This is a genomic window from Stenotrophomonas sp. SMYL41 (assembly GCF_036319965.1).
Classification (GTDB): Bacteria; Pseudomonadota; Gammaproteobacteria; order Xanthomonadales; family Xanthomonadaceae; genus Stenotrophomonas; species Stenotrophomonas maltophilia_R.
Genome location: NZ_JAWIRX010000009.1, coordinates 71,908 through 91,363, shown reverse-complemented (window position 1 = coordinate 91,363; position 19,456 = coordinate 71,908). Strand labels below are relative to the sequence as shown.

Genomic DNA, 19,456 nt, shown 5'->3' with positions numbered 1-19,456 from the left:
CCCCCTACCGCCCCGGCAACTGCGCGAACGCGCGCTGCATGCAGTCCTCGCGCGGGCATACCCGGCACCCCGGGCCGATTGATACCGAGTTGCCCGGGCTCTGCACATCCAGCCCCAATGAATACACCAGCCGCTCGGCATGCTGCAGATCGCAGCCCAGCGCCACCGCGAAGGTCTTGCGCGGCTGGCCATGGCCGACCGGACCGCTGCTGACCTGCCGCGCCAGCCAGAAATGGCGACGCCCATCGGGCATGCGCGCCGTCTGCGTCAGGATGCGGCCTGGCTGGTTGAACGCCTCGTAGACGATCCACAGCGGGCACGAACCGCCTACCTGCGAGAAATGGAAATCGGTGGCCGAATGGCGCTTGGACACATTGCCGGCGCGGTCCACGCGGATGAAGAAGAACGGCAGGCCTGGCGCACTGCGCCGTGCCAGCGTGCTCAGCCGATGGCAGACCGCTTCGAAGCCGACGCCGAACTGGTGCGCCAGCAGTTCGATGTCGTAGCTGCTGGTTTCGGCGGCGCGCAGGAAGCGCATGTACGGCATCACCAGCGCGCCGGCGAAATAGTTGGAAAGACCGATCCGCGCCTGCGCGATGCGCGCGTCATCGGTGAAGCCGGCGCGCGCCACCACCGCATCGATCTGCGGCAGGTAACCGTGCAGCGCCAGTTCGGCCGCCATCTGGAACGCCTGCTGGCCGGGCTCCAGGTAATCGGGCAGCCACAGCCGCCGCGCACCGGCATCGTATTGCCGCTTCTCGCGCCCGGCCTGAAGGGCGGCCACTTCCACCAGCACGCCATGGCGGTCGGCCAGCAGCTGGCGCAGCCGCGGCGCCACGTGCCCGGGCGACAACCCCCATTCGGTGAACAGCTGCTCGGCCAGCTCGTCCAGCTCGGGAATGTGGTTGTGCATGCGGTTGAAGAAGTCGCGGACCTGGTCGCCGGCCGGCAGGGTACTGCCAGCACCAGGCTCGCCCAGCTGGAATTCCAGTGCGGCGGCATGCTCGCGCAGCGCCAGGTGGCGGCGATGCAGGTCCAGCAGGGCGCGGCTGACCTGCGGCAGGTTGCCGGCCAGCGCGCGCAGTTCGGTGGCACTGACGTCGGCCAGGCCCAGGTCGCGCAGGGTCTCACCCAGCGCTTCCTGCAGTGCGGCGGGCTCATCCTCGTCGAACAGCGCCGAAACATCGCCCAATACCTCGCCCAGCTTCTTCTGCACCGCCGGCGTCAGTGGGCGCTTGTTGCGCTCGATCTGGTTCAGGTAGCTGGGCGACAGCCCCAACGCCCGTGCCAGATCAGCCTGGCTGTAGCCGCGCTGTTCGCGCAGCCGCAGCAGGCGCAGGCCAAGTTGTCGCTGGGGGGCTGAATAATTCACAGAATTAACATGAATCGTCTGGTGTGTTGGCCAGATTAAGCGGATTCAGCCCGGAAATCGAGATGAGTGCTGTGAATAATGCCAAGCATCTTTCGCACCCAGTGGGATTGTCGTCATGACTGTTGCAGCGCCCCGTATCCGCATGCTGATCGATGGCCAGTTCGTTGAATCGGCCACCTCCCACTGGCAGGACGTGATCAATCCGGCCACCCAGGACGTGCTGGCCAAGGTGCCGTTCGCCACCACCGGCGAAGTGGACGCTGCCGTCGCCGCTGCCAAGGAAGCCTTCAAGACCTGGCGCAAGACCCCGATCGGCACCCGCGCGCGCATCTTCCTGAAGTACCAGCAGCTGATCCGCGAGCACATGAGCGAGCTGGCCCACATCCTCACCGCCGAACAGGGCAAGACCCTGCCGGACGCCGAAGGCGATGTGTTCCGCGGCCTGGAAGTGGTCGAGCACGCCGCCGCCATCGGCAACCTGCAGCTGGGCGAGCTGGCCAACAACGTGGCCAATGGCGTGGACACCTACACGATCATGCAGCCGCTGGGCGTGTGCGCAGGCATCACCCCGTTCAACTTCCCGGCGATGATCCCGCTGTGGATGTTCCCGATGGCGATCGCCACCGGCAACACCTTCATCCTCAAGCCGTCCGAGCAGGACCCGATGGTCACCATGCGCCTGGTCGAGCTGGCGCTGGAAGCCGGCATTCCGAAGGGCGTGCTGAACGTCGTCCACGGCGGCGAGGAAGTGGTCAACGCGATCTGCGACCACCCGGACATCAAGGCCGTCTCGTTCGTCGGTTCCACCCGCGTCGGTACCCACGTCTACAACCGTGCGTCGCTGGCCGGCAAGCGCGTGCAGTGCATGATGGGCGCCAAGAACCACGCCGTGGTGCTGCCGGACGCCAACAAGGAGCAGACCCTCAACGCGATGGTCGGTGCCGCCTTCGGTGCCGCGGGCCAGCGTTGCATGGCTGCCTCCACCCTGGTGCTGGTGGGTGAAGCACGCAACTGGGTGGAGGACCTGGTGGCCAAGGCCAAGACCCTGAAGGTCAGCGGCGGCACCGTGGCCGGCACCGATGTGGGCCCGGTCATTTCCTGCAGCGCCCGCGAGCGCGTGGAAGGCCTGATCGCCTCGGGCGTGGAGCAGGGCGCCAAGCTGGTGCTGGACGGCCGCAAGCCGCAGGTCGATGGTTTCGAGAAGGGCAACTTTGTCGGCCCGACCATCTTTGCCGGTGTCACCACCGACATGCGCATCTACCAGGAAGAGATCTTCGGGCCGGTGCTGGTCATCCTCGAAGCGGAGACGCTGGAAGAGGCCATCGCGATGGTCAACAGCAACCCGAACGGCAACGGCACCGCACTGTTCACCCAGTCCGGCGCCGCCGCGCGCAGGTTCCAGGAAGACATCGACGTCGGCCAGGTCGGCATCAACGTGCCGATCCCGGTGCCGGTGCCGCTGTTCTCGTTCACCGGTTCGCGCGCGTCCAAGCTGGGCGACCTGGGCCCGTACGGCAAGCAGGTGGTGCTGTTCTATACCCAGACCAAGACGGTCACCGCGCGCTGGTTCGATGACGAGACGTTGAGCCACGGCGTCAACACCACGATCAGCCTGAAGTAACGGCAGGAGCAGCCATGAGCCACTCGATGACGACGGAACTGGAAGAAGCGCAGCAGGCGTACCGCGAGGCGGCGCGCGACTTCGCACAGGCCGAACTGGCGCCGCACGCCGCGCGATGGGATGCGGAGGGCATCTTTCCGCGCGAGGCGATCGCCAAGGCCGGTGAACTGGGCTTCTGCGGTCTGTACATGGACCCGGAAGTGGGCGGCAGCGGCCTGAGCCGACTGGACGCCGCCGTCGTTATCGAGGAGCTCGCCAGCGTCGATCCGTCGACGGCGGCGTACATCAGCATCCACAACATGGCCTCGTGGATGGTGTCCACGTGGGGCCAGCCGGCACTGCGCGATGCGTGGGGTACCGACCTGTCTTCGGGCAACAAGCTGGCTTCGTACTGCCTGACCGAACCGGGCGCCGGTTCCGATGCGGCGTCGCTGAAGACCACCGCCCTGCGCGATGGCGACTTCTATGTGCTGAACGGCTCCAAGGCCTTCATTTCCGGCGCCGGTGCCACCGAGCTGCTGGTCGTGATGGCACGTACCGGTGGTGCCGGTGCCGGCGGTGTCAGCGCCATTGCGGTGCCGGCGGACCTGCCGGGCATCAGCTTCGGCCGCAAGGAAGAGAAGATGGGCTGGAACAGCCAGCCCACCCGTGGCATCACCTTCGAAAACGTCCGCGTGCCGGTCAGCCACCTTCTGGGAGAGGAAGGTGGCGGCTTCAAGCTGGCGATGAAGGGGCTCGATGGCGGCCGCATCAACATCGCCGCCTGCTCGCTGGGTGCGGCGCAGGGCGCGCTGGATGCCGCACGCCGCTACATGGGCGAACGCCGCCAGTTCGGCAAGGCGCTGGCCGAGTTCCAGGCACTGCAGTTCAAGCTGGCCGACATGGTCACCCAGCTGGTGGCTGCACGGCAGATGGTGCACACCGCCGCGCGCAAGCTCGATGCCGGTGCCAGCGATGCCAACGTCTGGTGCGCGATGGCCAAGCGCTTCGCCACCGATGCCGGTTTCAACGTCTGCAACGAAGCACTGCAGATCCACGGTGGCTACGGCTACATCCGCGAATACCCGATCGAACGCCTGCTGCGTGACTGCCGCGTGCACCAGATCCTGGAAGGCACCAACGAGATCATGCGGGTGATCGTTGCCCGTCACCTGCTCAACACCGAAGAGGAACTGCGATGAAGGATTGGCGTACCCAGGAGCACGTGGGCCTGAAGGTCGAGGTGGATGGCCACACCGCCGTGGTCACCCTGAACAACCCGCCGGCGCATACCTGGACCGTGCACAGCCTGTCGGCGCTGCGCGACCTGGTGGGCGCGCTCAACGCAGACCGCGACATCTATGCGCTGGTGATCACCGGTGACGGCGAGAAGTTCTTCTCCGCCGGTGCCGATCTCAACCAGTTCGCCTCCGGCGACAAGGCCGCCGCGCGCGAAGCCGCGCGCCGCTTCGGTGAAGCCTTCGAGGCGCTGTCCGGGTTCCGTGGCGTGTCGATCGCTGCGATCAACGGCTACGCCATGGGCGGCGGCCTGGAATGCGCGCTGGCCTGCGACCTGCGCATCATCGAAGACCACGCCCAGGTCGCGCTGCCGGAGGCCACCGTCGGCCTGCTGCCGTGCGCCGGTGGCACCCAGAACCTGCCGCGCCTGGTCGGCGAGGGCTGGGCCAAGCGCATGATCCTGCTGGGCGAGCGCATCAACGCCGAGACCGCACTGCGCATTGGCCTGGCCGAAGAAAAGGTCGGCAAGGGCGAAGCCAAGGCGTTGGCGCTGGAATGGGCGAAGAAGGCCGGCAAGCAGAGCCCGACCAGCATCGCCGCCTGCAAGACCCTGGTGCAGGCCACCCGCACCGGCACCCACGCCTCGGCGCTGGTGGCCGAGCGCGAAGCCTTCGTCGACCTGTTCGACACCGCCGACCAGGTCGAGGGCGTGACCGCCTTCCTGGAAAAGCGCGCCGCGCAGTGGAAGAACGCATGAGCACCGATGCCGCTGCCGACGACGCACCGGTGCTGTTCGAAGAGCGCGTGGCCGGCAACGGCACGCGCATCGGCATCGCCACGCTCAATGCGCCGCGTACGCTCAACGGCTTCTCGCTGCCGATGGCGCACCTGCTGCTGAAGCAGTTGAACGCCTGGGCCGACGACGATGGCATCGCCATGGTGGTGCTGCAGGGTGCCGGCGAAAAGGCGTTCTGCGCCGGCGGTGACCTGCACAGCCTGTACAAGAGCATGGTCGCCTTCCGCGAGGCCGGCCGCAGCGACATCCGCGAGAACGACTACGCGGCCGAGTTCTTCGACGTCGAGTACCGCGTCGATTACCTCATCCACACCTACGCCAAGCCGATCCTGTGCTGGGGCCATGGCATCGTGATGGGCGGCGGCATCGGCCTGATGTCCGGCGCCAGCCACCGCGTGGTCAGCGAGCGCTCCAAGCTGGCCTTCCCGGAAATCACCGTCGGCCTGTTCCCCGATGTAGGTGGCAGCTGGCTGCTGCCGCGCGTGCCGGGCAAGGGTGGCCTGTTCCTGGCCCTGACCGGCGCGCTGCTCAACCCGGGAGATGCCATCTACGCCGGCCTGGCCGATGTGCATGTAGCCGAAGAACGCCGCAGTGCGGTGTTCGATGCGCTGCTGCAGGTGGCCTGGTCGGGCGATGTCGCGCACAACCACGAGCGCCTCAGCCATCTGCTGCAATCGCATGCCAGCGATGCCGCGACCGGTCCGCTGCTGGCCAACGCGGCGCAGGTCGATGCGCTGTGCGAAGGCGATGACCTTGAAGCGATCGTCGCGCGCATTGCCGGCCTGCAGACCGACGATGCCTGGCTGCAGGCGGCACAGAAGACCCTCGCCGCCGGCGCACCGGGCTCGGCACGGCTGTCGTACGAGCTGCAGCGCCGCAGTGCTGGCCAGGACCTCGCCGCGGTCTACCGCCTGGAGTACATCGTCGCCCTGCATTGCACCGCCCATGGTGATTTCGCCGAAGGCATCCGCGCGCTGCTGATCGACAAGGACCGCAATCCGCAGTGGAACCCGGCCAGCATGGCCGAGGCCACCGCCGCATGGGCCGACACCTTCTTCGCTTCCCCCTGGGCCGATGCCGCGCACCCGCTGGCTGACCTGGGTACTCCCCTTGCTGAAAGGAGCCTTGCATGAGCCACATTGCATTCATCGGGTTGGGCAACATGGGTGGCCCGATGGCCGCCAATCTGGTCAAGAACGGCCACGCCGTGCGCGTGTTCGATCTGGTCCCGGCCGCAGTGCAGGCCGCCGTCGATGCCGGTGCCAGCGCCGCGTCATCGGCACGCGACACCCTGGCCAATGCCGAGATCGTGATCTCGATGCTGCCGGCCAGCCGCCATGTCGAAGGCGTGTACCTGGGCGACGACGGCATCCTCGCCGCGATCCCGGACGGTGCACTGGTCATCGACTGCAGCACGATCGCACCGGCCAGCGCCCGCAAGGTCTCTGAAGCGGCCGCCGCACGTGGCCTGCAGATGATCGACGCGCCGGTATCCGGCGGTACCGCCGGTGCCCAGGCCGGCACGCTGACCTTCATCGTCGGTGGCGAAGAGGACGCGCTGGAACGCGCCCGACCGGTGCTGCAGGCAATGGGCAAGAACATCTTCCACGTCGGCGCCAGTGGTGCCGGCCAAGTCGCCAAGCTGTGCAACAACATGGCGCTGGGCGTGATCATGGCCGTCACCGGAGAAGCCATCGCACTCGGCGTGGCCCATGGGCTGGACCCGAAGGTGCTGTCGCAGATGATGGCGGTCAGCACCGGCCGCAGCTGGGCCACCGAAGTGTGCAACCCGTGGCCGGGCGTGCTGGAGAATGCGCCGGCCTCGCGCGGCTACAGCGGCGGTTTCGGCAGCGATCTGATGCTGAAGGACATGGGCCTGGCGGTGGAAGCGGCGATGAGTGTCGGCGCCTCGATCCCGCTGGGCGAAGTGGCCCGCAACCTGTATTCGATGAACCACCAGGCCGGCCGCGGCAAGCTGGATTTTTCCAGCGTCGTGCAGCTCATTACGAGCGAGAAGTGACCTGGTAGTGCCGGCCGCTGGCCGGCAACCTCATGCCCCCGCGTGGGACAACGAAGGTGGGATGGGCGGATGTTCGGTTTCGACCGGCATCCGCCCATTTTTTTGGGGTCGGATCCCTTTCGCAACGCGAAAGGGCTCTGACCCCGGCCGCATCAGGCAACGATCAGCGTCACGTCGATGTTGCCGCGGGTGGCATTGGAGTACGGGCACACGATGTGCGCCTTCTGCACCAGCTCTTCCACCTGCTCGCGCGGCACGCCGGGCACGTTGATGGTCAGCTCGGCTTCGATGCCGAAGCCGGTCGGGATCTGGCCGATGCCGACCTTGCCGGTGACAGTGGTGTCGGCCGGCAGCGCGACCTTGGCCTGGCCGGCCACGAACTTCAGCGCACCGAGGAAGCAGGCCGAGTAGCCAGCGGCGAACAGCTGTTCCGGGTTGGTGCCCGGGCCGCCGGCCCCACCCAGCTCGCGCGGGGTCGACAGCTGGATGTCCAGCACGTTGTCGGACGAGACGGAACGGCCTTCACGGCCGCCGGTGGAGGTGGCCTGGGCGGTATACAGAACCTTTTCGATGGACATCGGGGTGCTCCTGGTCAGTGGGTGGGTGTTGCGTTGGAGCCTACTTTGCCCGGTTTCTGCGTACGATGGGTTGCAATGCGTACGAAAAACTTGATTGGGCGTCCTGCTGGCCTAGATCGTCCATTCGCGGTCGGTGGTGAACATGATGGTCAGCCAGCGGTCCGGCGACGCTTCGCCCAGTGCATCGCCGATTTCGTCGCGCAGCTGGTCCCATTCCACCAGCGGCCGCGGCGGGTCGTTTTCCGGCACCACGAAGAACAGCTCGATCTGCTCGCCACGCCCCACCTGCGCCACATAGCTGCGGTGCTCGACGAAGCCGTGCTTGGCCACGATCCCGCGTGCCACTGCATCCACATGGGCCTGCAGTTCCGGCGGGGTGACCAGCAGGATGCCGGCCAGCGCCCGGCGCACCGTGCCGAGCGGGGCGATCATCACCAGCACGCAGACGAAGGCGAGGATGGCCGGGTCGATGTACGGCCCGACCCACGCCAGCGACGTGCCCTGCACGAGTACGCCGCCGAGGAAAGCCAGCAGGTAGCAGGCCGACATGCTGGCCGCGATCACCCAGTTCTTCGCGTCCAGCGCGATGAACTCCGAGCCGATGCGGCGGTTGGCGCGCAGCACGAACCAGGCCAGCGCACCTTCACCCACGATCGACAGTCCAGCGAAGGCAATGGCCGGGCCCAGCGCGATGTGGCGGCCACCGGACATCAACGCGTCCACCGCATTGACCAGCGCATACAGCGCCGCACCGATCATCAGCGTGCCGCTCACCCCCAGCACGATCGGCTCCAGGTGCCAGAAGCCCATGGTGAAGCGCTGGTTGAGCCGGGATTGCAGCGCATCTGTCTGCGTGGACAGCGCGATCAGCCGCGCCACCAGCAGTGACAGCCAGGTCATCACCACGTCGATCAGGCCGTAGATGCCATCGAAGATGATCAGCGAGGAATTGGCCAACAGGCCGAGCACCACCGCGCCCGCAGCCAGCAGCAATGAGCCTGCGATGGACAGGCGCAGCACGCCTTGTTCGGTAGCGGGATCGAAGAACTGCGGGTTGGTGGCCATGCCCCGATTGTAGAGCGGCGCCATGCCTCGCTGCCGTTGCGGCCTGCCGACGCTGTCCCTGGGCAGCCCCGTGCCGTAGACTGCGCCCTCCCACGCTCCCCGACGACGCACTGCAGTGATCACGCCACCCTGACCCTTGCCGCACATCGGCAGCCGGCCCACCCGGCTCAGGAACCCGTGTCTTTCCACTGCAGCGCCATGCGGCCACCCCCGCGTGCGCGCGGAGTTTTCCCATGCAAACGTCCTATCCGCTGCGCCAGCAATGGCTCGGTAACCTCCGTGGTGATCTGCTGTCCGGCATGGTCGTCGCCCTGGCCCTGATTCCCGAGGCCATCGCCTTCTCGCTCATCGCCGGCGTCGACCCCAAGGTCGGCCTGTATGCCGCGTTCTCCATTGCGGTGGTCACCGCCATCGCCGGCGGGCGCCCCGGCATGATCTCCGCCGCCACCGGCGCGATGGCACTGGTGATGGTCGACCTGGTCAAGGACCACGGCCTGCAGTACCTGTTCGCCGCCAGCATCCTGGCCGGCCTGCTGCAGGTGCTGGCCGGCGTGTTCAAGCTCGGCTCGCTGATGCGTTTCGTTTCGCGCTCGGTCATCACCGGCTTCGTCAACGCGCTGGCGATCCTGATCTTCCTGGCGCAGATGCCGGAACTGATCGGCCGCGGCCCGACCGTCTACGTGCTGTGTGCCGCCGCCCTGGCAATCATCTACCTGCTGCCACGCCTCACCCGTGCGGTGCCGTCACCGCTGGTGGCGATCGTGGTGCTTACTGCTGTGGTGATCGGTTTCGATGTGGACGTGCGCAGTGTTGGCGACATGGGCCAGCTGCCGGACAGCCTGCCGCAGTTCCTCATCCCCGACGTGCCGCTCAGCTGGGAGACCCTGCGCATCCTGCTGCCGGTGTCGGCCACGCTGGCGGTGGTCGGCCTGCTCGAATCGATGATGACCCTGCAGATCGTCGAGGACATCACCGAGACGCCCAGCGAGCGCAACCGCGAATGCGTCGGCCAGGGCGTGGCCAACGCGGTCACCGGTTTCCTCGGCGGCATGGCCGGCTGCGCGATGATCGGCCAGTCGGTCATCAACGTGACGTCTGGTGGCCGCGGCCGCCTGTCCTGCCTGGTGGCCGGCGTGCTGCTGCTGGTGCTGGTGGTGTACGGCAGCGACCTGGTGCGGCAGATCCCGATGGCTGCGCTGGTGGCGGTGATGATCATGGTCAGCATCGGCACTTTCAGCTGGCGCTCGCTGCGCGACATGCGCACGCATCCGCGCAGTTCCTCGGCCGTGATGTTGCTGACCGTGGTGGTCACCGTGGCCACCCACGACCTGGCCAAGGGCGTGCTCAGTGGCGTGCTGCTGTCGGCGCTGTTCTTCGCCCGCAAGGTCGGCCGCATGCTGGAGGTGCAGCGCGAGGATGCCGGAGACACGCAGGTCTACCGCGTACGTGGCCAGGTGTTCTTCGCTTCCGCCGGCCAGCTGGGCGCGGCGTTTGACTACCAGCACGTAGCACCGAAGGTGCAGATTGACCTGCGCGATGCCCACCTGTGGGATCTGACCGCCGTGGCCGCGCTGGAGCGCGCGCAGGAAAAACTGGCCGCGCATGGCGCCGATGTAACGGTGGTGGGGCTCAATGCCGCCAGCCGGACGTTGATCGAGCAGGTGGGTGGGCGCGGCGGCGGGCACTGAGTTCGCACTCTTCACTCGCCGCCACCTGTGCTGGGACATGGGTGCATAAGCGCTTCGGCAGGGGGCACCCGGGTGACCGCAGCGGCGGTCACCCGCGTTGTTGCATCAGTGCCTGCGGCCCATGCACCTGACTTCCACCCGCATGTCGGCGTCCATCACTTCGCTGGTGCAGATCATCTGGTTGTCGCCCGGCCCGATGTTGGGGCGCACGCCCAGATCGAAGAGGTAGCGACTGAAGTCCATGTAGGCGTCACTGGTGATGCCACCGGGGAACTCGTACACCACCGGCTTGCCGTCCTTGGCAACGTCTGCTTTCGTCTCTGGAACCGGGTTGCCGTGAACGTCGAGGCCGGTGCCGGGAATAGGCGCCCAGCTTTTCATCTCGATGTCGTAGGAGGCCTTGATGCTGGAGCCATCGGCGAAGTTCAGGGTGGTCACCGGGCGGCCCGCAGTCAGCGAGATGTTCTTTCCCCTGACCGAATTGACGAAGGTCATGTGCGCCGCATACCCGCGGGCGAGCCAGGAGGCATTCAACTGTTCGATCGCGTTGTTCATCCTGGCCGGGCTCTGCAATGCATCGTATACGGTTGCCGGCACCGGCCGGTCTGCGGCGGGAGCCGCCAGTGCCGTCGCACGCGTGCAGTCGCCATCGCTTGCTGGGGGAGTCTCCACGTGTTCGATGCAACGTCGTAGTTCATTTCAAGGCTGCGCCCATTCGCGTGCCAGAAGCGGACCAGGGCTACGAAGTAGTCTTCCAGGTCCTGTTCGATCGGCAGCTCCTGGATCCTGCGATCCCACAGGATGACGAACTTCCGTATCTCTCACGTGGAAATACTGGTTACCAGCGCACCGCCGACGTCGACGTCCGACAGCGCGACCGCCTGCATCTGAGCGTATGAACACCCTTCGCACGGGATATCTTGTATCTGCTTCACCTGCGCGTGCGCTCCCTGCGCACAGAGCAACAACGCCACCGCAGTGGCGTATCGGAACAGCCTCATCGAATTCGATTCCTAGATGGATGGATTGGGTAGGAAATGAATGACGATCCTGGCTACTGACGCAATGACCAGCGCAATCGACACGGCGCGGGTGAAGCGATGAATCTCGCGCCGTTGGAAGGGTATCCATACCGTGAGCAGGATGGTCGTGAGACCAAAAACCAGCACCGGGGTGCCGGAGGTCGTCATCGCCATGCACAGGCTGATGAAGGCGAACAGCTCCAGGACCAGTTCGATATAGGTGCGTTGCTGCATTACATGTTCCGTTTGCTTGGGACATCCATGCCGCACATCGTCATGCGGCGCTCAAATGATATCACTTCTCATTCGTATTTGACGGGATGGCGGGCGTGTGCCACACCGGCAATGGGGCGCCGACGCTTCGCACACCGCCTGACGCCCCGCCGCCATTCAGCCGCCCGGTGTAAACTATTGATCTCACTGGTAATGCCAGTCTCCCCGATCAGCACCCCGATGACGTCCGCCACCGCCCGTTACGCCGATTCCCTGCGCCTGTCCGTGGCCCCCATGATGGACTGGACCGATCGCCATTGCCGCGTGTTCCATCGCGTGCTGGCACCGGGTGTGCGCCTGTACACGGAAATGGTGCACGCCAATGCGGTCATCCACGGCGATCGCGAGCGCCTGCTCGGCTTCGACCGCAGCGAGCAGCCGCTGGCGCTGCAGCTGGGTGGCAGCGACCCGGCGCTGCTGGCGCAGGCTGCGCGCATCGCGGCGGAGTGGGGTTACGACGAGGTCAACCTCAACTGCGGCTGCCCCTCCGACCGCGTGCAGGCCGGGCGTTTCGGCGCCTGCCTGATGCGCGAGCCGGTGCTGGTGGCCGACTGCGTGGCGGCGATGGTCGACGCGGTCGAGATCCCGGTGACGGTGAAGTGCCGCCTGGGCGTGGACGAGGACAACGATTACGACGTGTTCGCCGCCTTCGTCGACCGCCAGGTCGCCGCCGGTGCCGCGATGGTGGTGGTGCACGCGCGCAACGCGTGGCTGAAGGGCCTGTCGCCGAAGGAGAACCGCGAGGTTCCGCCGCTGAAGTACGACTGGGCCTACCGCCTGAAGCAGGAGCGCCCGGCGCTGCCGGTGGTGCTCAATGGTGGCCTGGCCAGCCTCGAGGCGGTGCAGGCGCAGGCCGCGCACGTCGATGGCGTGATGCTTGGCCGTGCGGCCTACCACGACCCCTACCTGCTGCATCAGCTGGAGGCGCTGCACACCGGCGCCCCGCTGCAGGCGCGCGGCGACCTGCTGCGCGCGATGCGTCCGTACATCGAGGCGCGGCTGGGCGAAGGCCTGGCGCTGAAGCACATCACCCGCCACCTGCTCGGCCTGTTCCACGGCCAGCCTGGTGGTCGCGCATTCCGCCAGGTGTTGAGCGAGGGCGCGCACCGCCCTGGTGCCGATTGGAGCTTGGTCGAGCAGGCGCTTGCCGTGACCGAACGCGACAGCGATCGCGCCGCAGCGTGACCTTCGTCACATTCCTGGCTTGACAAGGCGCGGCGATTCGTCCCGAATGTTCACCTAGCTGAACATCGCGGGGTCGCCGCCGGAAAAGTTCAGACCGGATTCACTGCCCCAAACCAAGAATTTGCAAAGGATTTGTAAAACGCCGGACCCCAAACCCGGCATCCGGATTTACGACTTTTGAACGAATCGCCGTGCTCGGCTAGGATCGCATCGATGTCTTCCGTTCCCCTCCATTGCCGCATTGCCCTGGCCACCTGCGTGGTGCTGGCGGTTGCGCCGCTGTCGTCGGCGCTGGCACAGCAGCCGCCGCGTGGCGACCAGGGGCGGGCGGAGATGATGGAGCGGGGCGAGCGCGGCAACCGTGGCGACGAGCGGTCGCTGTCCGATGCCGTGCGCCGCGTGCAGCGCACCACCGGCGGCCACATCCTCGGCGCCGAGCGCGTGCCGTTCGATGGTCGTGATATCAACCGGGTGAAGTACATGGACGACCGGGGCCGGGTTCGCTATATGGACGACCCCGCCCCGTCGCGTTCACAGCCGCGCACGCCGCGGTCGGATATGTCATCACTACGCGGCGATAACCCCTGAACAGGGATAGTTGTCGCTATCAACCCGTACCCCACAGGCCTCCGGGCCACACCCAGGACACTAGGGAGAGTTCATGCGTATCCTTCTGGTCGAAGACGAAGCCCCGCTGCGTGAGACCCTGGCAGCCCGGCTCAAGCGCGAAGGCTTTGCCGTCGATGCTGCGCAGGACGGCGAGGAAGGCCTCTACATGGGGCGCGAAGTCCCGTTCGATGTCGGCATCATCGACCTCGGCCTGCCCAAGATGTCGGGCATGGAGCTGATCAAGGCCCTGCGTGACGAAGGCAAGAAGTTCCCGGTGCTGATCCTGACCGCGCGTTCGAGCTGGCAGGACAAGGTCGAGGGCCTGAAGCAGGGTGCCGACGATTACCTGGTCAAGCCGTTCCACGTCGAAGAGCTGCTGGCCCGCGTCAACGCGCTGCTGCGCCGCGCCGCCGGCTGGAGCAAGCCGACCCTGGAATGCGGCCCGGTCGCCCTGGACCTTGCTGCCCAGACGGTCAGCGTGGCCGGCAGCAATGTCGACCTGACCAGCTACGAGTACAAGGTGCTGGAGTACCTGATGATGCATGCCGGTGAACTGGTCTCCAAGGCCGACCTCACCGAGCACATCTACCAGCAGGATTTCGACCGCGACTCGAACGTGCTGGAAGTGTTCATCGGCCGCCTGCGCAAGAAGCTGGACCCGGATGGCGAGCTGAAGCCGATCGAGACCGTACGCGGTCGCGGCTACCGTTTCGCGATCCCGCGCAACGAGGGCTGAGCCGGCTCACCCTGGCGATAACACGATGTCCGGCCGTCTGTGGTTCTTCCGACGCTGGCGGCCGCGCTCACTGCAGGCGCGCCAGATGCTCGCCGCGTCCGTGGGCCTGGTCGCGTTCCTGGCCCTGGCCGGTTACGCGCTCGACGCCGCCTTCGCCGATACGGCGAAGGCGAACCTGCGTGAGCGCCTGAAGAACTACGCAACGTCCTACGCGGCCGGCATCGACTTCACCCGCGACCGCTCGCTGTACATCCGCGAGCAGCCGCCGGATTCGCGCTTCGATGTGCCCGGCAGCGGCCTGTACCTGCAGGTGGTGATGCCGCACGGCAAGGGCAATTCGATGTCCGCCGAAGGCCCGATGCTGCCCACCGTGGGCGGCGGCCTGCTGGCGCCGCGCCAGGAAGTGTTCGAAGGCCCGCTGCCGATGATCCAGATCGATGGCAGCCAGGGCTCGGTCTACCGCTATGGCCTGGGCCTGGTGTGGGGCGCCGACGCCGATCCCGCCACCGAATTCCCGTACACCATCTACGTGATGGAAGACTCGCGCGCGCTGGGTGCTCAGCTGCGCGTGTTCCGTGGCCGCGTCTGGTTCTACCTGGGCGGCATCGGCCTGATCCTGCTGCTGCTGCAGACCGTCATCCTGCAGTGGAGCCTGCGCCCGCTGCGCCGCGTGATCACCGAGCTGACCAAGGTGCAGCGCGGCGAGACCGAGCGCATGAGCGAGCGCCACCCGCGCGAGCTGGAACCGCTGACCGACAGCATCAACGCCTTCATCGAAAGCGAGCGCGAGAACCTCGAGCGCCAGCGCAACACCCTGGCCGACCTGGCGCACAGCCTGAAGACGCCGATCGCGGTGCTGCGCACGCAGATGGACAGCGGCGCCGGCGACAACGCACTGCGCGAGGAACTGGACGTGCAGCTGCAGCGCATGAACAACCTGGTCTCGTACCAGCTGGCGCGCGCGGCCTCGTCCGGCCACAAACTGTTCTCCGCGCCGCTGCCGATCGAGTCCAACGCCGAGGAAATCGTGCGTGGCCTGGAAAAGGTCTACGCCTCCAAGGGCGTGCTGTGCGAATTCGACATCGACCCGGCCGCGCGCTTCCACGGGGAACCGGGCGACCTGCAGGAACTGCTCGGCAACCTGCTGGAGAACGCCTTCAAGTGGGCCAACCGCCGCGTGCTGCTGACCGCGCAGCCGCTGCCGGCCCCGAACGCACGCCGTGCCGGCCTGCTGCTGGCGGTGGACGACGATGGCCCCGGCATCGCCCCGGACGACATCGGCAAGGTGCTGCAGCGTGGCGTGCGTGGCGACGAGCGCGTGCAGGGGCATGGTATCGGCCTGTCGATCGTGCAGGACCTGATCAAGGATTACCGCGGTGAACTGACCGTGGGCCGTTCGGGCGAACTGGGCGGCGCCCGCTTCGAAGTGCGCCTGCCGCCGGGGCCGTAAGCCGCGCATTCGCGTCGGCCGGGCATCGCCTGGCGCAACAGCGCGCGGGTATTCCGGCACTACCGCAATTCGATCTTCGGCGGCTCGCCGTAGAACCGTCGCAGCTGCGCGGCCACCTCCGGCAACGCCTGCTGCAGCAGATCCGGTGCCGAGAAGTGGTACTCGCTGGTTACCGCGAAGAACTCCTCCGGCGCTTCGGCAGCGTACGGATCGATCAGCGTTTCCTCGCCCGCGTCCACCTGGGTACAGAAGGCGTCGTAGGCGCGCTGGAAGGTGGCTGCCCATTCGCGCTGCCATTCGCGCGGCAGCGGCGGGGTGCCGTCCATCGCGCCATCCAGCGCATCCAGCTTGTGCACCATCTCGTGCACTGCCACGCAGTAACCCTCGTGCGGCGCCGCCAGGTCGGCCTGCACGTCGGCCCAGGACAGGATCAACGGGCCACTGTCCCACGACTCGCCGATCAGCTCGTCATCCCACTCGTGCAGCACGCCCGCCGCATCCATGTGGCTGCGGTGCACGCGGAACGCATCGGGGTAGACGATCAGCTGCGACCAGCCTTCCAGCCCCACCTCGCCGAACTCCAGCAGCGGCAGGCAGCACAGCGTGGCCAGCAGCACCCCGTCACCGGCCTGCAGCTGCAGCTCGCCGATCGGGGTGATGGTCTTCTCGTGCAGGAAGCGCGTGGCCAGTACGCGCAGGCGCGCGCGGCGTTCGTCGTCCAGGCCGTGCAGCCAGGCCGCGCGGCGGCAGGCGTCTTCCCAAAGTGCATCGTCGATCGGCCGCGGCGCAGGCCGCAGCCACTGCAGCAACGACTTGATCAGCGGAACATTCCCGGCAGGTAGCTGTGCCACTTCGGCGCACGGATGCGTTGCAGCACGTCATCGTCGCTGCCACCGCCGCCGGTGCTGGTGGCACTGCTGGCGGCCGGACGTACCGCCGCCGGCTTGGTGGTGGCGGCCGAGGCGGTCGCGGTCGGTGCGCGCTGCGAGGCGGCATCCCCGTTGGACGACACGCAGGCGCCGCGGCTGTCGTCCAGCGCTGCCGTCGCAGACGCCGCGAAGGGCATCATCAGCAGGATCAGGCAATGGGCATAACGGCGCATTGACGACATCCACGTTAAGGGAGGGTGAGTTCCCGATTCTAGCCCGAACCCGGCGCCCCGTTGGAAGCCCCTGCGGAACCCAGCGTGGCGGGCGTCGCTGGCGGCTTTCCCGCATAATTCCTTCCTGACTTCGTGGAAGCTGCCGTGGACGATCGCCAATTGCTGGCCAAACTCGCTGCCGGTCGCCTGTCCGGCGACGCCCTGGCCCGTGAGCTGGGCCAGACCCGCGCGGCAATTTGGAAGCGTATTCAAGGGCTTAGGGCCGCCGGTGTGGACGTTGAGGGCCGCGCCGGCGAAGGCTATGGCCTGACCCGCCCGGTCGATCTGCTGGATTCGGACGCGATCCGCGCCGGTCTGCCGGCCGGGGTTCTGCCGCTGCTGCACGACCTGCAGGTGGCCTGGACGGTGGATTCGACCAACGCCGAATTGCTGCGTTGCAGCGCGCCCCAGCGCGGGGTCGGCGTCCTGCTGGCCGAACGCCAGACCGGTGGCCGTGGCCGTCGTGGCCGCAGCTGGGCCTCGCCACTGGCCGCGCATATCTACCTGTCGGTGCTGCGCCTGTATTCCGGTGGCCTCGGCCGCCTGGCCGGGCTGAGCCTGGTGGCGGGCATCGCCGTGGCCGAGGCGCTGCACGACCTGGGCTATACCCAAGCGCAGCTGAAGTGGCCGAACGACCTGATCGTCGATGGCAACCGCAAGCTGGTCGGCCTGCTCGCAGAAGGCGGTGGCGAATACGCCGGCCCGGCGCGCGCGGTGATCGGCATCGGCATCAACACGCACATGCCGCCGTCGTTCGCCGAGCAGATCACCCAGCCGTGGGTGGACCTGGACACGCTGGCTGGCAAGCCGGTGGACCGCAACGTGGTCGTTGCGGCCGTGCTGACGCGGCTGCTGCCGGCGCTGGAAGAATTCGATCGCGAAGGCCTCGCTCCGTTCCTGCCGCGCTACGCCGCCTTCGACATGCTGGCCGGCCGCGAAGTACGCGTGGAACTGGACGGGCAGTGGCAGCACGGTACCGCGCTTGGCCTGGCCGATGACGGCGCATTGCGCGTGCGCATCGATGGCCAGGAACGCCTGCTGCACGCCGGCGAAGTCAGCGTGAGGGCGGCATGAGCGACTGGTTGTTCGACCTGGGCAACTCGCGCTTCAAGTTCGCGCCGTTGCAGGGCGACCGCGCCGGTGACGTGCAGGCCTGGGCGCATGGCGCCGAAGGCATGGCCGGGCAGCCGCCGCACAGCCTGCCCAGCGGCACCACCGCGTTCGTGGCCAGCGTGGCCGCGCCGTCGCTGACCAGCGCCATGCTGGACCAGCTGCAGCGCCGCTTCGAGCATGTGCATGTGGTGCGCACCAGCGCCGAGTGTGCCGGCGTGCGCATTGCCTATGCCAAGCCGGAAAAGTTCGGTGTCGATCGTTTCCTGGCCCTGCTGGCTGCCGCAAAGGCACAGCGCCCGGTGCTGGTGGTCGGCGTAGGCACCGCACTGACCATTGACCTGCTCGACGCCGATGGCCAGCACCACGGGGGCCGCATTTCCGCATCGCCCACCACCATGCGCGAAGCACTGCACGCGCGTGCGGTGCAGCTGCCGGCGACCGGCGGCGACTACAGCGAGTTCGCCAACGACACCGCCGACGCGCTGGCCTCTGGCTGCGACGGCGCGGCCGTGGCGCTGATCGAACGCAGCGCGCAGCATGCGCACACGCTGCTGGGCGTGGCACCGTCGCTGCTGGTGCACGGTGGCGGCGCACCGGCACTGATGCCGTTGCTGCCCGGCGCCGATTACCACCCCTCGCTGGTGCTGGATGGCCTCGCCCGCTGGGCGGTGCACCAGCCCGCAGGCTAGTATCCGCGCATGCTGACCCGTGCCCTGATCGTCGTACTGGCCATCCTCAATCTTGGCGTCGCCTGCTGGTGGCTGCTGCGCGATGCGCCGCAACCGCCCGCGCCGCCGCCGCAACCGGCCGGTGTGGCCGAGCTGCGCTGGGTGCCCGGTGGTGCGGATGCCGCTGCGGCCGCCGAAGCGACTGCTGTAGCCCCGACCGCGCCGCTGGTGGAACGCGAACCGGCGGCGAAGACCGCGGTGGCTGTGGCGCCCGCGCCGGCCGTGCCAACCAAGCCGGAAATTCCCAAGCCGCAGACGGCAGACGCTGCGCCGGTTGCTGCCGCTGCGAAGCCGGTAGCGCCACCCGTACCCGTTCCGGCACCGGAAAAGCCCGCAACCCCGCCCGCGGCTGCTGAGCCAGCGCGCTGCGTCGCGCTGGGCCCGTTCGCCGACCGCGCCGCCGCGAGCAGTGCGCAAGGCAAGGCCAGCACGCTGCTGAGCCAGGTGCGCCTGCGCGAACAGCCCGCTGCCAGCGGCAGTGCCCGTTACCGGGTGATGCTGCCGGCCGCCGCCAGCCGCGACGAAGCGCAGGCCACGGTGAAGCGCATCGTCGCCGCCGGCCTGAGCGACTACTACATCATCAGCCAGGGCGAGGAAGCCAACGCCGTGGCGCTGGGCCAGTACCGCAACCGCGAAGGCGCCGAACGGCGCATGGCGGCAGTGCAGGCCGCCGGCTTCCAGCCGCGCCTGGTCGCCAGCGGCGACGCCGGCCAATGGTGGCTGGAAGGGCAGCTGGCGGCGGGCACGCAGCCGGCCCAGGCCCAGCAGCGCAGCGGCGCGGCACAGAGCCGGTCGCTGGAATGCGCGCGGTTGCGCTAGAATCCCCGGACCGCGGCATTGC

The 19,456-nt window shown here is 67.5% G+C and carries 20 protein-coding genes; 13 read left to right on the top strand and 7 right to left on the bottom strand.

Annotation, left to right across the window (positions count from 1 at the left end; genetic code table 11):
• Positions 1–4: 4 nt before the first annotated feature.
• Entirely contained in the window at positions 5–1,372 is a 1,368-nt protein-coding gene (locus V3B30_RS12380) for a short-chain fatty acyl-CoA regulator family protein (protein ID WP_262084001.1), read from the bottom strand.
• 115 nt (positions 1,373–1,487) lie between these two features.
• Here V3B30_RS12380 and V3B30_RS12375 point away from each other — a divergent pair, with 115 nt between their 5' ends.
• Genes V3B30_RS12375 through mmsB form a run of 5 tightly spaced genes read left to right on the top strand, consistent with a single transcriptional unit; the run spans position 1,488 to position 7,027 of the window.
• Positions 1,488–2,993, top strand: coding sequence for a CoA-acylating methylmalonate-semialdehyde dehydrogenase (locus tag V3B30_RS12375; protein ID WP_100474941.1), 1,506 nt, complete (start codon positions 1,488–1,490; stop codon positions 2,991–2,993).
• Positions 2,994–3,007: 14 nt separating this feature from the next.
• On the top strand, positions 3,008–4,174 hold the full coding sequence (locus V3B30_RS12370) for an acyl-CoA dehydrogenase family protein (RefSeq protein WP_262084000.1): 1,167 nt from the start codon (positions 3,008–3,010) through the stop codon (positions 4,172–4,174).
• The gene (locus V3B30_RS12365) at positions 4,171–4,968 is read left to right on the top strand and encodes an enoyl-CoA hydratase (protein WP_087921197.1); all 798 of its coding nucleotides are present in this window, start codon (positions 4,171–4,173) and stop codon (positions 4,966–4,968) included. Before V3B30_RS12370 ends, V3B30_RS12365 begins: the two co-directional genes overlap by 4 nt.
• Positions 4,965–6,140 carry an enoyl-CoA hydratase/isomerase family protein gene (locus tag V3B30_RS12360; RefSeq protein WP_262083999.1) on the top strand — a complete coding sequence of 392 codons (1,176 nt, stop codon included), beginning with the start codon at positions 4,965–4,967 and terminating at the stop codon, positions 6,138–6,140. Before V3B30_RS12365 ends, V3B30_RS12360 begins: the two co-directional genes overlap by 4 nt.
• Positions 6,137–7,027 carry a 3-hydroxyisobutyrate dehydrogenase gene (mmsB, locus tag V3B30_RS12355; RefSeq protein ID WP_262083998.1) on the top strand — a complete coding sequence of 297 codons (891 nt, stop codon included), beginning with the start codon at positions 6,137–6,139 and terminating at the stop codon, positions 7,025–7,027. Before V3B30_RS12360 ends, mmsB begins: the two co-directional genes overlap by 4 nt.
• A 152-nt stretch (positions 7,028–7,179) precedes the next feature.
• Here the strand turns inward: mmsB and V3B30_RS12350 are convergent, their stop codons facing one another.
• Positions 7,180–7,605: an organic hydroperoxide resistance protein gene (locus tag V3B30_RS12350; protein WP_004153735.1), complete on the bottom strand. Its 426-nt coding sequence runs from the start codon at positions 7,603–7,605 to the stop codon at positions 7,180–7,182.
• A gap of 111 nt (positions 7,606–7,716) precedes the next feature.
• On the bottom strand, positions 7,717–8,694 hold the full coding sequence (locus V3B30_RS12345) for a cation transporter (protein WP_262083997.1): 978 nt from the start codon (positions 8,692–8,694) through the stop codon (positions 7,717–7,719).
• 209 nt (positions 8,695–8,903) lie between these two features.
• Between V3B30_RS12345 and V3B30_RS12340 the strand changes: the two genes are divergently transcribed.
• Positions 8,904–10,358 carry a SulP family inorganic anion transporter gene (locus V3B30_RS12340; protein WP_100474936.1) on the top strand — a complete coding sequence of 485 codons (1,455 nt, stop codon included), beginning with the start codon at positions 8,904–8,906 and terminating at the stop codon, positions 10,356–10,358.
• Positions 10,359–10,463: 105 nt separating this feature from the next.
• Here the strand turns inward: V3B30_RS12340 and V3B30_RS12335 are convergent, their stop codons facing one another.
• Together V3B30_RS12335 and V3B30_RS12330 are read right to left on the bottom strand one after the other, a co-directional pair.
• Positions 10,464–10,913 carry a hypothetical protein gene (locus V3B30_RS12335; protein WP_262083996.1) on the bottom strand — a complete coding sequence of 150 codons (450 nt, stop codon included), beginning with the start codon at positions 10,911–10,913 and terminating at the stop codon, positions 10,464–10,466.
• 458 nt (positions 10,914–11,371) lie between these two features.
• Positions 11,372–11,614 (bottom strand): hypothetical protein, encoded by a 243-nt coding sequence (locus tag V3B30_RS12330; RefSeq protein WP_100474934.1) that lies wholly within the window; start codon positions 11,612–11,614, stop codon positions 11,372–11,374.
• A 192-nt stretch (positions 11,615–11,806) separates the two neighbouring features.
• Here V3B30_RS12330 and dusA point away from each other — a divergent pair, with 192 nt between their 5' ends.
• From dusA to V3B30_RS12310, 4 genes are all read left to right on the top strand, one after another.
• Positions 11,807–12,838: a tRNA dihydrouridine(20/20a) synthase DusA gene (dusA, locus tag V3B30_RS12325; protein WP_262083995.1), complete on the top strand. Its 1,032-nt coding sequence runs from the start codon at positions 11,807–11,809 to the stop codon at positions 12,836–12,838.
• A gap of 213 nt (positions 12,839–13,051) precedes the next feature.
• Positions 13,052–13,426, top strand: a complete 375-nt coding sequence (locus V3B30_RS12320) for a hypothetical protein (RefSeq protein WP_100474933.1) — start codon at positions 13,052–13,054, stop codon at positions 13,424–13,426.
• Positions 13,427–13,499: 73 nt separating this feature from the next.
• Positions 13,500–14,183: a response regulator transcription factor gene (locus tag V3B30_RS12315; RefSeq protein ID WP_004136763.1), complete on the top strand. Its 684-nt coding sequence runs from the start codon at positions 13,500–13,502 to the stop codon at positions 14,181–14,183.
• A 25-nt stretch (positions 14,184–14,208) separates the two neighbouring features.
• Positions 14,209–15,633 (top strand): sensor histidine kinase, encoded by a 1,425-nt coding sequence (locus V3B30_RS12310; protein WP_100474932.1) that lies wholly within the window; start codon positions 14,209–14,211, stop codon positions 15,631–15,633.
• Between the two features lie 59 nt (positions 15,634–15,692).
• Here the strand turns inward: V3B30_RS12310 and V3B30_RS12305 are convergent, their stop codons facing one another.
• Positions 15,693–16,484 (bottom strand): M90 family metallopeptidase, encoded by a 792-nt coding sequence (locus V3B30_RS12305; RefSeq protein WP_262083994.1) that lies wholly within the window; start codon positions 16,482–16,484, stop codon positions 15,693–15,695.
• Positions 16,451–16,735, bottom strand: a complete 285-nt coding sequence (locus V3B30_RS12300) for a hypothetical protein (protein WP_014035646.1) — start codon at positions 16,733–16,735, stop codon at positions 16,451–16,453. The genes V3B30_RS12305 and V3B30_RS12300 overlap by 34 nt, the downstream gene beginning before the upstream one ends.
• Before the next feature lie 144 nt (positions 16,736–16,879).
• Here V3B30_RS12300 and birA point away from each other — a divergent pair, with 144 nt between their 5' ends.
• The 3 genes from birA to V3B30_RS12285 are packed head-to-tail and all read left to right on the top strand — an operon-like array spanning position 16,880 to position 19,434.
• A complete protein-coding gene (gene birA / locus V3B30_RS12295) occupies positions 16,880–17,848 on the top strand; it encodes a bifunctional biotin--[acetyl-CoA-carboxylase] ligase/biotin operon repressor BirA (protein WP_262083993.1) in 969 nt (322 codons plus the stop codon).
• On the top strand, positions 17,845–18,576 hold the full coding sequence (locus V3B30_RS12290) for a type III pantothenate kinase (RefSeq protein ID WP_262083992.1): 732 nt from the start codon (positions 17,845–17,847) through the stop codon (positions 18,574–18,576). Before birA ends, V3B30_RS12290 begins: the two co-directional genes overlap by 4 nt.
• Before the next feature lie 9 nt (positions 18,577–18,585).
• Positions 18,586–19,434 (top strand): SPOR domain-containing protein, encoded by an 849-nt coding sequence (locus tag V3B30_RS12285; protein WP_262083991.1) that lies wholly within the window; start codon positions 18,586–18,588, stop codon positions 19,432–19,434.
• The last annotated feature ends 22 nt before the right edge of the window (positions 19,435–19,456 follow it).

Coding starts and splice junctions, on each gene's coding strand:
- V3B30_RS12375 (WP_100474941.1), top strand. CDS start 1,488: ATGACTGTTGCAGCGCCCCGTATCCGCATGCTGATCGATGGCCAGTTC.
- V3B30_RS12370 (WP_262084000.1), top strand. CDS start 3,008: ATGAGCCACTCGATGACGACGGAACTGGAAGAAGCGCAGCAGGCGTAC.
- V3B30_RS12365 (WP_087921197.1), top strand. CDS start 4,171: ATGAAGGATTGGCGTACCCAGGAGCACGTGGGCCTGAAGGTCGAGGTG.
- V3B30_RS12360 (WP_262083999.1), top strand. CDS start 4,965: ATGAGCACCGATGCCGCTGCCGACGACGCACCGGTGCTGTTCGAAGAG.
- mmsB (WP_262083998.1), top strand. CDS start 6,137: ATGAGCCACATTGCATTCATCGGGTTGGGCAACATGGGTGGCCCGATG.
- V3B30_RS12350 (WP_004153735.1), bottom strand. CDS start 7,605: ATGTCCATCGAAAAGGTTCTGTATACCGCCCAGGCCACCTCCACCGGC.
- V3B30_RS12345 (WP_262083997.1), bottom strand. CDS start 8,694: ATGGCGCCGCTCTACAATCGGGGCATGGCCACCAACCCGCAGTTCTTC.
- V3B30_RS12340 (WP_100474936.1), top strand. CDS start 8,904: ATGCAAACGTCCTATCCGCTGCGCCAGCAATGGCTCGGTAACCTCCGT.
- V3B30_RS12335 (WP_262083996.1), bottom strand. CDS start 10,913: ATGAACAACGCGATCGAACAGTTGAATGCCTCCTGGCTCGCCCGCGGG.
- V3B30_RS12330 (WP_100474934.1), bottom strand. CDS start 11,614: ATGCAGCAACGCACCTATATCGAACTGGTCCTGGAGCTGTTCGCCTTC.
- dusA (WP_262083995.1), top strand. CDS start 11,807: ATGCCAGTCTCCCCGATCAGCACCCCGATGACGTCCGCCACCGCCCGT.
- V3B30_RS12320 (WP_100474933.1), top strand. CDS start 13,052: ATGTCTTCCGTTCCCCTCCATTGCCGCATTGCCCTGGCCACCTGCGTG.
- V3B30_RS12315 (WP_004136763.1), top strand. CDS start 13,500: ATGCGTATCCTTCTGGTCGAAGACGAAGCCCCGCTGCGTGAGACCCTG.
- V3B30_RS12310 (WP_100474932.1), top strand. CDS start 14,209: ATGTCCGGCCGTCTGTGGTTCTTCCGACGCTGGCGGCCGCGCTCACTG.
- V3B30_RS12300 (WP_014035646.1), bottom strand. CDS start 16,735: ATGCGCCGTTATGCCCATTGCCTGATCCTGCTGATGATGCCCTTCGCG.
- V3B30_RS12290 (WP_262083992.1), top strand. CDS start 17,845: ATGAGCGACTGGTTGTTCGACCTGGGCAACTCGCGCTTCAAGTTCGCG.
- V3B30_RS12285 (WP_262083991.1), top strand. CDS start 18,586: ATGCTGACCCGTGCCCTGATCGTCGTACTGGCCATCCTCAATCTTGGC.